This window comes from Microbacterium sp. BWT-B31 (genome assembly GCF_041379855.1).
GTDB lineage: Bacteria > Actinomycetota > Actinomycetes > Actinomycetales > Microbacteriaceae > Microbacterium.
The window spans coordinates 103029-117187 of sequence record NZ_JBFECU010000004.1; the positions used below are offsets into that span (position 1 = coordinate 103029).

The 14159-nt window shown below is 71.2% G+C and carries 13 protein-coding genes; 9 read left to right on the forward strand and 4 right to left on the reverse strand.

Annotated elements, in window-relative coordinates; translation table 11 throughout:
• The first annotated feature begins 14 nt into the window (after positions 1-14).
• The 7 genes from AB1K54_RS06390 (at position 15) to lnt (ending at position 8323) form a co-directional block, all read left to right on the forward strand.
• Positions 15-977, forward strand: a complete 963-nt coding sequence (locus AB1K54_RS06390; protein WP_371201900.1) for an FKBP-type peptidyl-prolyl cis-trans isomerase — start codon at positions 15-17, stop codon at positions 975-977.
• A 97-nt stretch (positions 978-1074) separates the two neighbouring features.
• Complete coding sequence (locus AB1K54_RS06395) at positions 1075-2040, forward strand: helix-turn-helix transcriptional regulator (RefSeq protein WP_371202012.1); 966 nt, start codon at positions 1075-1077, stop codon at positions 2038-2040.
• Positions 2037-3002 (forward strand): helix-turn-helix transcriptional regulator, encoded by a 966-nt coding sequence (locus AB1K54_RS06400; protein WP_371201901.1) that lies wholly within the window; start codon positions 2037-2039, stop codon positions 3000-3002. Before AB1K54_RS06395 ends, AB1K54_RS06400 begins: the two co-directional genes overlap by 4 nt.
• A 95-nt stretch (positions 3003-3097) precedes the next feature.
• The gene (gene tatA, locus AB1K54_RS06405; RefSeq protein WP_371201902.1) at positions 3098-3364 is read left to right on the forward strand and encodes a Sec-independent protein translocase subunit TatA; all 267 of its coding nucleotides are present in this window, start codon (positions 3098-3100) and stop codon (positions 3362-3364) included.
• Between the two features lie 67 nt (positions 3365-3431).
• On the forward strand, positions 3432-4193 hold the full coding sequence (gene tatC / locus AB1K54_RS06410) for a twin-arginine translocase subunit TatC (protein ID WP_371202013.1): 762 nt from the start codon (positions 3432-3434) through the stop codon (positions 4191-4193).
• The gene (locus tag AB1K54_RS06415) at positions 4190-6688 is read left to right on the forward strand and encodes a DEAD/DEAH box helicase (RefSeq protein ID WP_371201903.1); all 2499 of its coding nucleotides are present in this window, start codon (positions 4190-4192) and stop codon (positions 6686-6688) included. The genes tatC and AB1K54_RS06415 overlap by 4 nt, the downstream gene beginning before the upstream one ends.
• Positions 6689-6739: 51 nt before the next feature.
• Positions 6740-8323, forward strand: coding sequence for an apolipoprotein N-acyltransferase (gene lnt / locus AB1K54_RS06420; protein ID WP_371201904.1), 1584 nt, complete (start codon positions 6740-6742; stop codon positions 8321-8323).
• A gap of 42 nt (positions 8324-8365) precedes the next feature.
• On the opposite strand, the gene AB1K54_RS06425 is transcribed toward lnt, so the two are convergent.
• The 4 genes from AB1K54_RS06425 to AB1K54_RS06440 form a co-directional block, all read right to left on the reverse strand.
• Positions 8366-8758, reverse strand: a complete 393-nt coding sequence (locus AB1K54_RS06425; RefSeq protein WP_371201905.1) for an RNA polymerase-binding protein RbpA — start codon at positions 8756-8758, stop codon at positions 8366-8368.
• Positions 8759-8891: 133 nt separating this feature from the next.
• Entirely contained in the window at positions 8892-9668 is a 777-nt protein-coding gene (locus tag AB1K54_RS06430; protein ID WP_371201906.1) for a glycerophosphodiester phosphodiesterase family protein, read from the reverse strand.
• A gap of 16 nt (positions 9669-9684) precedes the next feature.
• Entirely contained in the window at positions 9685-10773 is a 1089-nt protein-coding gene (locus AB1K54_RS06435; protein WP_371201907.1) for an SPFH domain-containing protein, read from the reverse strand.
• On the reverse strand, positions 10766-11266 hold the full coding sequence (locus AB1K54_RS06440) for an NfeD family protein (RefSeq protein WP_371201908.1): 501 nt from the start codon (positions 11264-11266) through the stop codon (positions 10766-10768). The genes AB1K54_RS06435 and AB1K54_RS06440 overlap by 8 nt, the downstream gene beginning before the upstream one ends.
• Before the next feature lie 121 nt (positions 11267-11387).
• Between AB1K54_RS06440 and AB1K54_RS06445 the strand changes: the two genes are divergently transcribed.
• Entirely contained in the window at positions 11388-12152 is a 765-nt protein-coding gene (locus tag AB1K54_RS06445) for an SDR family oxidoreductase (RefSeq protein WP_371201909.1), read from the forward strand.
• A gap of 1 nt (position 12153) precedes the next feature.
• On the forward strand, positions 12154-14133 hold the full coding sequence (locus AB1K54_RS06450) for a prolyl oligopeptidase family serine peptidase (RefSeq protein ID WP_371201910.1): 1980 nt from the start codon (positions 12154-12156) through the stop codon (positions 14131-14133).
• Positions 14134-14159: the final 26 nt, after the last annotated feature.

Consider the following 14159-nt stretch of genomic DNA (forward strand, 5'->3'; position numbering starts at 1 on the left):
CCTAGACTGTTCCGGTGCGCAAGATCCCCGTCGTCGTCCTCTCGGTCATCGCCCTCGCCGCCGCCTCGCTGACCGGCTGCTCCGCCTCCGGCTCGGCCGCCTGCCCGCGTCCCGCGGCCGATCCGGCCGTGATGGATCTCATCACGGTGACCGGCGACACCGATGCGACGCCGAAGGTGAAGGTCTACACGCCGTTCCACACCGACGACCTGCAGGTCGAGGAGGTCGTGGCCGGCGACGGCAACGTGATCACCACGAGCGCGCAGGTCGCCGTGCTCGACGTCTCGCTCGTCAGCGCGACGACCGGTGAGCGGATCGTGTCGACCCCCTACGACGGCGACCTGTCGCGCGCGGTGCAGATCTCACGGTGGGAGCAGACGTTCCCGCAGATCGGTGACATCGTGCAGTGCGCCGCCGAGGGCTCGCGCATCGTCGCGGCCCTCCCGCCGGGGGGCATCGCGCCCGAGGCGGCGCCCAGCCTCGGCGTCGCCGGGAACGACTCGGCGATCGTCGTCGTCGACGTGCGCAAGGTGCACCTCGCCAGGGCCGACGGCGCCGACCAGTTCAACAGCGACCGTGGCGTGCCGACCGTGGTGCGCGCTCCCGACGGACGCCCCGGCGTGATCATCCCCGACGGCGCGCCGCCGTCGGATCTCGTCGTGCAGACCATCAAGAAGGGTGACGGCGAGCCCCTCACGGCCGACTCGCTGGTGCGCATGCACTACACGGGCATCACCTGGGCCGACCGCGAGGTCTTCCATACGACGTGGGACAGCGAGCCGGCGTCGACCACGTTCGACGCGCTCGTTCCCGGCCTCGCGCAGGCGCTGCAGGGCAAGACGGTCGGGTCGCAGATCCTCGTCGTCGTGCCGCCCGACCTCGGCTACGGCGATCGGGGCGCGAGCGGCGTCGAGCCCGGATCGACGCTCGTGTTCGTCGTAGACATCCTCGGAATCGACGTTCGGCCTGCCTCCTGAGCGGCGCGTGCGCGCCGTCGCCCGCCGCCCCCGGGTCGGCTCCTAAGATGAGGGGGTGTCTGCCAGAGCTGCGGTGAAGAGCCCGCCCGACGAGCGGATGCTGAACCTCGTCGTCGCCTTGATGGCGACCGACGTCGGCCTCACGAAGGACACCATCCTGACCTCGGTCGCCGGCTATCGCGAGCAGTCCGAGGCGGGTGCGTCCAAGGACGCGCTCGAGAAGATGTTCGAGCGCGACAAAGAGAGCCTGCGCGGTCTCGGGGTCCCCATCGAGACGATCGGCGACTTCGCCGATCCCGACGATCTGCGCGACGCGCGCTACCGCGTGCCCTCGACGGAGTACCAGCTGCCGGCCGACATCGAGTTCTCGCCGGCCGAGCTGGCGCTGCTGAACCTCGCCGGCGGCGTGTGGGGCGAGAGCTCCCTGTCGGCCGACGCGCGCAGCGGCCTGCGCAAGATCCGCGCCCTCGGCATCGCCGTCGACGAGCCGATCATCGGCTACACCCCGCGCATCAGCGTGCGTGAGAGCTCGTTCGCCCCCCTGCAGCAGGCGATCGAGCTCTCACGCGTGGCGACCTTCCGGTACCTCAAGCCGGGGGAGGATGCCCCGCGCCTGCGTCGGGTGCAGCCGCTCGCGCTCGTGGACTTCGAGTCACGCTGGCACGTGTTCTGCAACGATCTCGATGCCGGCGCCGAGCGCACGTTCCTGCTTTCGCGCATCGTCGGCGACGTCGCCCTGACTCGGGAGCGCTTCGATCGCGAGCTGCGCGCCGGAGCGGGTGAGCGCGCGCTGGCAGGACTGAACGAGGTCGCCGCACGCAACCGGGCGCTGCTCGAGGTCAACCCCGGGACCGAGGCGGCGCTGCGCCTCAGCCGCCGCGCGAGCCGGGCCGAGCAGGGAATCCACGTCAACTACGTCGACGAGCACATCTTCGCCGACGAGCTCGCGTCGTACGGCCCCGAGGTGCGCGTGGTGGAGCCCGAGAGCCTGCGCGCGGCGGTGATCGCCCGCCTTGGGGCGGCCGTCGCGGCGCACGCGGCATCCGACGGGGCAACCGCATGACCCGCCGCGCGCAGCCGCTCGTCGCGACCGATCGCACCGCCCTCATGCTGCAGCTGGTGCCCTACCTCGTCTCGAAGGGCGAGGTCTCGATCGCCGACGCGGCACGAGAGTTCGACGTGACCCCGCGGCAGATGCGCGACATGGTCGAGAAGCTGCCGATGATCGGCCTTCCCGGCGACGGCGGCTACTGGTCGATGCCGAACGACCTGTTCGACATCGACTGGGATCTGCTCGACGAGCGCGAGCTCATCGTGATCACGCACACGGTCGGCCTTGAGCGCGCCCCTCGGCTCACCGCGCGTGAGGCTGCGGCCCTGCTCACCGGCCTGCAGCTCGCGCGGTCGATCCCGGGCGTCGGCGACACCGAGCTGTTCACGGGGCTGCTGCGCAAGCTCGCGCGCGGGGTCACCGAGACGCCCGCCGAGGTGATTCTCGCGCCGGCGCCGGTCGACGCCGTCCGCGACGCGGTCGCGAAGGCGGTGCGGCAGGGCGTGGCGGTCTCGTTCACGTACAAGGCTCCGGATGCCGCGGCAACGACGCGCACCGTCGACCCGGTGAAGGTGCACATCGCCGGCGGCGAGTGGTACCTGCAGGGCTGGTGCCACCTGCGCGAGGCCATGCGCACCTTCCACCTCGATCGCGTCAGCGACCTCGAGCTCACCGACCTGCCGATCACCCACGGCGAGGAGCGCGTGCCCGACTGGTTCGAGGAGGGCAAGGGCGACATCATCGCGCGGGTGCGGTTTCCGGCACCGGTCGCCCCTCTTCTCGGCGACTATCTCGACCGGGCCCGCGTGCAGACCGACGGCGACGAGTCGGTGGCGACCATGCGCATCGCCGACGAGCAGAGCCTGAAGCGCCTCGCCACGCGCCGGGCGGGCCTCGTCGAGGTGCTGGCGCCCGAGGGCGCACGGCGCGCCGTGCGCTCGTGGGCGCAGGCCGCCCTCGACCAGTACCACTGAGCCGCTCGCCGCCGAGCCCGTTCGCGGTGGCGCATACCGCTCGGTCGGGGTGTGCGCGCGTTACACTGTCAGCGGACCCCCGAAAGGACACACACATGCCCCAAGGCCTCACCGGGTGGCACTTGCTCGTCATCCTCGCCGTGATCCTTCTCCTCTTCGGTGCGGCCAAGCTCCCGGCGCTCGCCAAGAGCATGGGTCAGTCCGCTCGCGTCTTCAAGGGCGAGATGAAGGCGATGAAGGACGAGAACGCAGCTCCCGAGACGACAACCGCACCGAACGGCAGCACGTCGGCATCCGTTCAGGCTCCGACCGACGACGTGCGCACCACCGACTCGGGCGGAAGCGCCGAGTCCAAGCCCTGACACCGCGGTGGTGACCGCGGGACCCGCGCGCGTGGATGAGACGGACGCCCCACGGCGCGAAAAGCGCATGTCGCTCGGCCAGCACCTGGTCGAACTGCGCAAGCGCCTCGTGATCGCCGCGCTCGCGCTGGTCGTGGGCATGGTGGCGGCGTTCTTCGTCACCGATCCGATCCTGCACGTGATCACCGAGCCGATCCGGCTTGTGGCGGAGAGCCGGGGAGATGCGGGCCGGATCGAGTTCATGTACGCGACGGTCACCGGTCCCTTCGACATGCGCCTGCGCATCTCGTTCGCGATCGGCATCCTGATCTCGGCGCCCGTCTGGATCTGGCAGATCTGGGCATTCGTCATGCCGGGGCTCACCCGCAAAGAGATCCGGTACACGATCGGGTTCGTCGCCGCGGCGATTCCGCTGTTCTTCGCCGGATGCTATGCGGGGCTGCTCATCATGCCGCACATCGTCGAGCTGATGGCGCAGTTCCTTCCCAAGGGCGCCGCGCAGTTCTACGACGCGCTCTTCTACTACGACTTCGTCTTCAAGCTGCTCGTGATCGTCGGGGTCTCGTTCGTGCTGCCGGTGTTCCTCGTGGCGCTGAACCTCGCGGGCATCATCTCGGGCAGGGGCATCCTCAAGGGCTGGCGAGTGGCGATCCTGATCGCGACGGTCTTCGCCGCGCTGGCCACACCCGCCGCCGACATCGTCAGCATGCTGCTGCTGGCCGGCATCCTCGTCGTGCTGTTCTTCGCCGCCGCCGGCCTGTCGATGATCTTCGACCGACGCAAGGCCAAGCGAGAGGCACAGTTCCTGCCGCCCGAGGGAGCCGTGTGACCGACCCCGATCCGGCTGAGCGCTACGCGCAGGCGCGCGCGTCGGCCGAGTCGGACAGACGCCACCCGATCACGGCCGGGTTCGCGGCGTTGCAGCGGTTCACCCTGGACCCGTTCCAGATCGAGGCGTGCCGAGCGCTCGAAGAGGGCCGGAGCGTGCTCGTGGCGGCGCCCACGGGCGCCGGCAAGACCATCGTGGGCGAGTTCGCCGTCCACCTCGCCATGCGCGAAGAAGCGGATAAGGCGTTCTACACGACCCCCATCAAGGCCCTCTCGAACCAGAAGTTCCGCGAACTGCAGGACGCCTACGGCCCCGACCAGGTGGGGCTGCTCACCGGCGACACCAACATCAACGGCAACGCGCGCATCGTGGTGATGACCACCGAGGTGCTGCGCAACATGCTGTACGCGGACTCGCCCGCCCTTCGGGGCCTGCGCCACGTCGTGATGGACGAGGTGCACTACCTCGCCGACCGTTTCCGTGGGGCGGTGTGGGAGGAGATCATCATCCACCTTCCGCGCTCGGTGCGGCTCGTGTCGCTGTCGGCGACCGTGTCCAACGCCGAGGAGTTCGGCGACTGGCTCGACACGGTGCGCGGCGACACCGAGGTGATCGTGTCCGAGACGCGGCCCGTGCCGCTGGAGCAGCACGTGCTCGTGCGGGGCGACCTCCTGCCGCTCTTCGACGATCGCGCCGGGGTCGCGACCGCGCAGGTCAACCAGGAGCTCATGCGCATCCGCTCGGTGAAGGGCGCCAACTACGAGGGGAACCGCCGGGCCCAGGCATCCGCCAGCGCACGCAACGCAGGGTACGACGCCGCCCGCCGCCGCCCGCACAAGGGCAGCACACGACCCGTGCGCTCGGCGAACGTGCGGCGCATCGAGCGCCTGGACCGCCCCGAGGTCGTCGATCTGCTGGGGCGGGCGAACCTGCTCCCGGCGATCTTCTTCATCTTCAGCCGTGCCGGCTGCGATTCGGCGGTCACCCAGGTGCGCCGATCGGGACTGCGACTCACCACGGTCGACGAACGGCGCGAGATCCGCGCGATCGTCGAGGAGCGCACGCGGACCCTCCTCGACGAGGACCTCGCCGTGCTCGGGTACTACCAGTGGCTCGACAACCTCGAGCGCGGAGTCGCCTCGCACCACGCCGGACTCCTGCCGGCGTTCAAAGAGGTGGTCGAGGAGCTCTTCCAGCGCAAGCTCGTGAAGGTCGTGTTCGCCACCGAGACGCTCGCCCTCGGCATCAACATGCCCGCGCGCACCGTCGTGCTCGAGAAACTCGAGAAGTTCAACGGCGAGGCGCGTGTGGCGATCACGTCGGGGGAGTACACGCAGCTCACCGGCCGCGCGGGGCGGCGCGGCATCGACGTCGAAGGCCACGCGGTCGTGCAGTGGACCGAAGGACTCGACCCGCAGGCGGTGGCCGCCCTCGCGTCGCGGCGCACCTACCCGCTCAATTCGAGCTTCCGGCCGACGTACAACATGGCCGTCAACCTCATCGACCAGTTCGGGCGGGGACGCGCCCGCGAGATCCTGGAGTCATCGTTCGCACAGTTCCAGGCCGACCGGGCCGTCGTGGGCCTTGCCCGCCAGGTGCGCGAGTACGAAGAGACGCTCGCCGGCTACGCGAAGGCGATGACGTGCGACCGGGGCGATTTCGCCGAGTACTCGGGCATCCGTCGCGACCTGAGCGACCTCGAGAAGCTCAACCGCAAGGATGCGACGGCCTCGCGAGCCACGCGCGAGAAGCGCCAGCGCGAGCTCTCGTCGCTGCGCAGGCGCATGCAGCGGCATCCGTGCCACCAGTGCCCCGATCGCGAGCACCACGCGCGCTGGGGCGAGCGCTACTGGAAGCTGCAGCGCCAGATCGATCGCCTGCGCCAGCAGATCGCGACCCGCACGGGCACCGTCGCGCGCATCTTCGACCGGATCGTCGAGGTGCTCGCAGCGCTCGACTACGTGCGCGTCGACGACGCCGGCACCACGACCCTGACCCCCGCCGGGCGCACGATGCGCCGCATCTACGGTGAACGCGACCTGCTCGTGGCCGAGTCGCTGCGGCTGGGCACCTGGAACGAGCTGGATGCCCCGTCCCTCGCCGCGCTGGCGTGCTGCCTGGTCTACGAGCCGCGCCGCGACGAGTCGGGGCCGGGGGAGCACGGACTGCCCCGAGGTCCCTTCCGCCAGGCGCTGAGCCGCACGCAGGACCTCTGGCAGCGCCTCGACGACCTCGAACAGGACCACCGCCTGCCCGCGTCGGAGCCCGTCGCCGCAGGTCTCGCGCTCGCGATGCACTCCTGGGCGCGGGGCATGCCGCTTGACCGCGTGCTCGATGAGGCCGACCTGGCGGCGGGCGACTTCGTGCGGTGGGCCAAGCAGACGATCGACCTCCTCGACCAGCTGTCGATCGTGGCCGACCAGCCCCTCGCCGGCACCGCACGCAAGGCGCTCGACGCGGTGCGTCGCGGGATCGTCGCCTACTCGTCGGTGTGAGCGGGGCGTTCACGAACGGATGCCCCGTCCGGGCGAACTAGGCTCGTTTGCGTGCCCCCCGCCGATTCGTCCCGCCCCGTCCTCCCGTTGTGGGCGGCCATCCTCGCCGGGATCGCGGGCGGGCTGCTGCTGGACGTCGCGTTCCCTGCGGTGGGGTGGGCTCCGGCCGCGTTCGTCGCCGTCGCGCTCGCGCTCGTCTCGCTGATCGGCCGCCGTGCGGGAGGCGCCCTTCTCGTCGGCTTCGTGTTCGGGCTCGCGTTCTACCTGATGAACGTGGACTTCACGGCCGCGTGGGTCGGTCCGCTGCCGTGGGCGGCGCTGGCTGTGCTGGAGTCGCTGTTCGTGGCCGGTGGTGCGCTGCTCATCGCGCTCGCCTACCGCTGGGTGCCGCGCGCGCTTCCGGCCCGCTGGGCGCGGCTCACCGTGCTGCCGGCCGTGGTTGCGGCGCTGTGGGTCGCGCGCGAGGCGGTGATCGGCGGATTCCCCTACGGCGGGTTCCCGTGGGGGAGGGTGGGCACGACCCAGGTCGGCTCGGCGCTGGCCGAGGTCGCCTCGTGGACCGGCACGTCCGGCCTGTCGTTCATCATCGTGGGGCTCACCGGCGCGGGCATCGAGATCGTCCGCACGACGCCGTGGCGTGCGCGCACCGGGGCCATGCGGGCGGGGGTCGTCCCGCTGGGCTTGGTCGTGGCGATCCTCGCCGCCCTCGTCGCGCTGCCGGCCTTCCCGACCACACCGGATGGCACGATCCGCGTGGCGAGCGTGCAGGGCAACGGCCCGGCGGGCTACTTCGACCAGCGCCGCGCCGGAGAGGTGCTGGTGTCGCAGTTCGACGCGACCGAACCCCTCTTCGGCTCGGACGACGTCGACGTCGTGGTGTGGCCCGAAGGTGGCCTCGACGTCGACCCTGAGGAGTCGGCGGTCGCGGCATCCGCTCTCGACCGCGTCACGCGCGAGCTGGATGCGCCGCTTCTGGCGAACCGGATCCGCGCGGACGGCGACCGGTTCTTCAACACGTCGTTCGTGTGGGTGAACGGCGAGGGCGTGACCCAGACATACGACAAGCGCAACCCCGTGCCGTTCGGGGAGTACGTGCCCGACCGCGACTTCTTTCACGCGATCGCCCCCGACCTCATCGACATGATCGGGCGCGACTACACCCCGGGCACGAACTCGCCCGTCTTCTCGTTCGACGGGTTCCGCGCGGGCCTGGCGATCTGCTTCGACGTGATCTACGACGCGCTGGTCTGGGAGGGCGCGCAGGACGGCGCCCAGGTGTATTTCTTCCAGACCAACAACGCCGACTTCCGCGGCACCGACGAGAACCTGCAGCAGCTCGCGATCGCGCGCCTGCGGGCGATCGAGACGGGGCGCTCGGTCGTGAACATCTCGACGGTCGGCACGAGCCAGGTGATCGCCCCCGACGGCTCGACCGTCGACGCGCTGCCGGCCGACGAGCCCGGGGCGATGCTCACCGACGTCGAACTGCGCACCGGGCTCACGCCCGCGGTGCTCGCCGGTGCGTGGATCAACGGGATCCTCGCGTGGGCAGGCATCGCCGTGCTGGCCGGATGCGGGTGGGCAGCCCGGCGGCGCAGCCGTCGCCCGAACGCCGAGACGCCGGCCCGCTCATAGGGGACCGGCGTCTGGGGAGAAGTCCGGGTGCGCGTCAGGCTGTCAGGCGCTGATGCGGTCTGAGTCCTTGGTGACATCGTCGCCGGCGCCACGGCGGGCGCGCACGTACGCGAGGCGCTCCTCGAGAAGCTCCTCGAGCTCAGAGAGGCTGCGGCGCTCGAGCAGCATGTCCCAGTGGGTGCGCGGGATCTTGTCCTCGCTGTGATCCACCGTCGCCGTCTCGCCGTCGCCGATGCGGCGCAGCGCCTCGGCACCGCACGTGCGGCATTCCCACCCCGCGGGGACCTCTGCATCCGCCGCGAAGGTCAGGGTGGTGTCACGTCCGCACGATGTGCACGTATAGGTGTGCTGTGCGCGTTCATGGAACACGACGCCCTCTTCACTCTGTAGGCTCTGGGCGCCGATCCGGATGCCGCGCAGGCTGCGGTCTGCCATTGTGTGGTCCTCTCGTCGCTGTACAGGTATAACGAAGCCACCTGTGCGGATACTCCGAACGGGCCCGTTCGCGAGCGGTTTCACAGTGGATGCTCAGCCGCCCTGCGCGACCCTCGCGGGCTCTGCGGGTGCGTCAGGCAAGAGCGGCCAGAGCCACGTCGGCGCGGTCGGTGACGATGCCGTCCACTCCGAGCCCCACGAGCCGTCGCATGTCGTCGGGCTCGTTCACGGTCCACACGTGCACCTCCACCCCGTGCCGGTGGGCGGCGTCGATCAGGCGCGGCGTGACGATGCGCAGCCCGCGCTGCCGTTCGGGGACCTGGAGCGCGTCGATGCCCTCGAGGGCGCGCGCGACGCGCCGCTGTGAGCGCAGGGCGAGGCCTCCGAGCAGCCGCGCGATCGTGCCGGTGCCGGCCGAGGTCGCAGGCAGGATGCCTCGATCCGCGGCGGCCGCGGCCGCGATCGCCTCACGCCGCCGGTCGTCTGAGAAGCTCGTGATGAGCACGCGGTCGCCGTAGGCCGCCACGGCACGGCCGACGGGGGTGGCGGCGTCTGTCGCCTTCACGTCGAGGTTGAAGCGCACCGTCGGGAACGCGTCGAGCGCCTGCGCGAGCGTGACCAGCCCCCCGCGGGACTCCATGAGCCTCGCGAGTTCGGCGACGGTGACCTCGGCGACCGTGCGCGGATCGCCGGTCACGCGTGACAGGTCGGAGTCGTGGAAGAGCACCACCACGCCGTCGGCGGTCAGGTGGCAGTCGGACTCGACGTAGGCCGCTCCCGCCGCCTGCGCGGCCGCGACGGCCGCGAGCGAGTTCTCGACGATGCCCGAGCGGGCGCCGTCCGGCGTCACCAGGCCCCGGTGGGCGAGCACGCGCGGCGTGCCGGACGCCGCGAACCACGGATGCCGCACTCTCGCGCTCCCTCGATCAGCGGCCGTCGGTCGGCTCGACGTCGGGCTCTGCCAGACCGGCGGAAAGCCCGGCCGTGGCCTCGGACGCGATCGCGCCCGCTGCCGACGCCGCCTGGTGGGCCTGCGCGATGAGGTCGTCGGCGACGCTGTGCGCGGCGGAGGCGGGGCGGGGAGTTCTCGGCGGACGGGCCGCGGGGTCCGCCCCGAGGCGACCGGCGAAGGCCTCGCCGATGCCGCTGAGCGCCTTGGTGAACTCGCTCGGCACGATCCACAGCTTGCTGGAGGGGCTCTCGGCGATCTTCGGAAGGGTCTGGAGGTACTGATATGCCAGCAGCTTGTCGTCGGGATTGCCGATGTGGATCGCGTTGAAGACGGTCTCGATGGCCTCGGCCTCGCCCTGGGCACGCAGCACCGCTGCCGCCTTGTCGCCCTCCGCGCGGAGGATCTCAGCCTGGCGACGGCCCTCCGCCTCGAGGATCTGCGACTGCTTCGAACCCTCGGCGGTGAGGATCACCGCACGGCGGTCGCGCTCGGCGCGCATCTGCTTCTCCATCGAGTCCTGGATCGAGTGGGGCGGGTCGATCGCCTTGAGCTCGACGCGCGAGACGCGCAGGCCCCACTTGCCGGTCGCCTCGTCGAGCACCACGCGCAGCTGGCCGTTGATGTTGTCGCGGCTGGTGAGCGCCTCTTCGAGGTTCAGCCCGCCCACGACGTTGCGGAGGGTCGTCGTGGTGAGCTGCTCGACGGCGCTCAGGTAGTTCGCGATCTCGTACGTCGCGGCCCGTGCATCTGTCACCTGGAAGTACACGACGGTGTCGATCGACACGACGAGGTTGTCCTCAGTGATCACCGGCTGCGGCGGGAACGACACGACCTGCTCGCGCATGTCGACGAGCGGGCGCAGCCGGTCGATGAAGGGAACCAGCAGGTTCAGACCGGGCTGCAGCGTGCGCTGGTAGCGCCCGAGGCGCTCGACGATCCCGGCGTACGCCTGCGGGATGATCCGGACGGATCGGAAGATCACGACGATCACGAAGATCGCCACGACGATCAGCAGGACGACGATGAAGATCTGGCCGATGAAGGCCCCAAGGTTCTCAGGCATCGCTCACGTCCTTCGAGGGGGGAGTGGGGGTGGCGGCAGGAGCGACCTCGGCGGTCGCGCCGCGCACCGCGGTGACGACCACGCGGTCGCCGACGTCGAGATCGGCGCTCTGGCTGCCGGCGGCGAGCTGGGCGGTCCAGGTCTCGCCGTTGTCGAGCTTGACCTCGCCCGCGCCGTGCTCGAACCGCCGGGTCACGCGCGCGCCGAGACCGGGCAGCGCGTCGACGTTCGAGGGCACGAGGCGCGAGCTGCGGCGAAGCGCCCGCAGCAGCAGCGGCCGGATCGTGAACAGCAGCACGAGCGACACCGCGGCGGCGGCGGCGATCTGCAGCCACCACGGGCCGCCGAGCAGCCACACGCCGAGGCCGCCGATGAGCGACCCGGCCGCGAGCATCAGGAAGGTGAACTCCAGCGTCACCAGCTCGATGATGATGAACACCAACGCCAGGACGAGCCATGCGATCCACGTGTACTGCGTGAGATCGGGCAGCATCGCCCCTCCTTCCTCGGCCTTGCCTGAACACTAACAGCCGTCGGGGGCGCATACGCCGCTTGATAGGGTCGAGACCGCCCGGCAGCGTCTGTCGCGGCATCCGATCTTCTGGAGCCCTGCCATGTCTCAGCCCCTCGCCGCAGACTCCCTGCGCGGCAAGACCGCCCTCGTCACCGGGTCCTCGCGCGGTATCGGCGCCGACACCGTCCGGTACTTCGCCGAGGCGGGCGCGAACGTCGTCGTCAACTTCCGCAACAAGGCGCCGCGTGCCCACAAGCTCGCCGCAGAGCTGCGCGAGCTCGGCGTCGAGGCGCTCGTGGTGGGCGCCGACCTCACCGACCCCGAGTCGGTCGCCGCGATGTTCGCCGAGGTCGACAAGACGTTCGGCGGGCTCGACGTGCTCGTGCTCAACGCCTCGGGCGGCATGGAGTCCGGCCTCGGCGCGGACTACGCGCTGCGCCTGAACCGCGACGCGCAGCTGGGCGTGCTCGACGCGGCGCTGCCGGTGCTCAACGAGGGGGCGCGCATCGTGTTCGTCACGAGCCATCAGGCACACTTCATCCGCACGACCCCGACGATGCCCGAGTACGAGCCCGTGGCGCTGTCCAAGCGTGCCGGCGAGGACGCGCTGCGCGAACGCATCCCCGCGCTCGAAGACAAGGGCTTCGGCTTCGTGGTGGTCTCGGGCGACATGATCGAGGGCACGATCACTGCGACGCTGCTCGAGCGCGCGAACCCCGGCGCGATCGCCTCCCGTCGCGAAGAGGCGGGCCGCCTCTACAACGTGTCGGAGTTCGCGGCCGAGGTCGCACGGGCCGCGGTCGAGCCGGTGCCGATCGGCAACACCCGCCTCGTCGGCGACGTCTCGTCGTTCCAGGCGGAGTGACATGCGCGCGCACGACATCGAGTCGCTGATCTCTGTCGGTCGCCCGGCGATCGCGCCCGACGGGTCGTTCGCGGTCTTCGCGACCTCGCGCCCCGACCTGGCGGCCAACCGCGCGGTGGGTCAGCTGTGGCGCATCGACCTGCCGGGCGGATCGCCCCGGCGCCTGACCCGCGGCACCGCCGACTCGACGCCGCGGGTCTCACCCGACGGCACCCGGCTCGCGTTCCTTCGGGGCGACGCGAAGGGCAAGGCCCAGATCTTCGTGGTCGCGGCATCCGGCGGCGAGCCGGTGCAGGCGACGGATGCCCCGCTCGGCGTCTCGGAGCTCGCGTGGTCGCCTGACGGCCTGACGCTCGGCTTCACCGCGCGCGTGCCCGAGAAGGGCCGGTACGGCACGGTCGAGGGGCTGGATGCCGCGGCCGAGGCCCCGCGCCGCATCACCGGCATCCGCTGGCACGCCAACGGACTCGGCTATGTGGCCGATCGCCCCGCGCACGTCTTCGTCGTAGCGGCGCCCGACACCGGCGCCGAGCCCTTCTACGATCCCGCGCCCGCGGTCACCGCCGAGGGCGCCCAGCCCGCGAAGAAGCGCTCGGTGGCCGCCGAGGCGACCCAGCTCACCGACGGGCCCCGCTCGCACTCCGGGATCGCCTTCGCGGGCGACGAGATCCTGACCTGCGTCGAGGACCTGACGGCGGTGCGCGCCGACCTGCGCGTGCCGCTGCGCGCGATCCGCGTCGACGGCTCGGGCGAGCGCGACGTCGTCGGCCGCGACGCGAACCTGTCGATCGGAGCGGTCGCGGTGGCCGATGACGGCACGATCGCGTTCCTCGGCGAGGAGCTCGGGCCGGACGGCGTCGACTTCGTCGCGCCCGGAACGGGCCTGTGGATCGTCGGCGCCGACGGCCCGACGCGCCTCACCGACGCCGAGACGGTCGATCTCGGTGAAGTCGGAAGCCACATCACCCCGATCGGCGAGGACTTCCTCGTGCAGGACCGCACGCGCGGCCGGGTGCGGCTGGTGCGGGTCACGCGCGCGGGCGACCTCGCCGAAGTGCTCGGCGGCGACCTCGAGGTCGCCGGACACGCTGCGGCGGGCGAGGTCATCGTCGCAGCCGCAGCGACCCCGCGGTCGTACGGTGAGCTGCTGCTGGTCGACGAGCAGGGCGCGACCGCGCTCACGTCGTTCGGCGCCGGGGCCGCGGCGACCGGGCTGGTCGTTCCCGCAGAGCTCACGGTCGACGGCCGCGACGGCTACCCCGTGCACGGCTGGGTCGCCAAGCCCGCAGGCGACGGTCCGTTCCCCGTCATTCTGCAGATCCACGGCGGCCCCTACGCGTCCTACGGGATCCACCTGTTCGACGAGACCCAGGTGCTCGTCGATGCCGGCTACGCGGTGGTCTACTGCAACCCGCGCGGCTCCGCCGGCTACGGGCGTGCGCACGGTCGCAGCATCCGTCAGGCGATGGGCACCGGCGACTTCCACGACGTCATGGACTTTCTCGACGGGGCGATCGCGGCCGACTCGGCGCTCGACGGCGCGCGGGTCGGTGTGATGGGCGGCTCGTACGGCGGATACCTCACGGCGTGGGTCATCGGCCATGAGCACCGCTTCGCGGGCGCGATCGTGGAGCGCGGATTCCTCGACCCGACGTCGTTCCAGGGTACGAGCGACATCGGCTCGTTCTTCGGCGACGAGTACGTCGGCACCGATCCCGAGGCCATCGTGCGGCAGAGCCCGATGGCGGTCGCAGGCCGGGTGCGCACCCCGACGCTGGTGCTGCACTCCGAACTCGACTTCCGCTGCCCGCTCGAACAGGCCACGCGGTACTACAGCGCCCTCGTTCGCGGGGGCGTCGACGCCGAGATGATCATCTTCCCCGGCGAGAACCACGAGCTCTCGCGCTCAGGTCAGCCGCGGCACCGGGTCGAGCGCTTCGCCGCGGTGCTCGATTGGTGGCGGCGCCGGCTGCCGGCGTAGCATCCGTCGTCAGAAGACCACAGCCC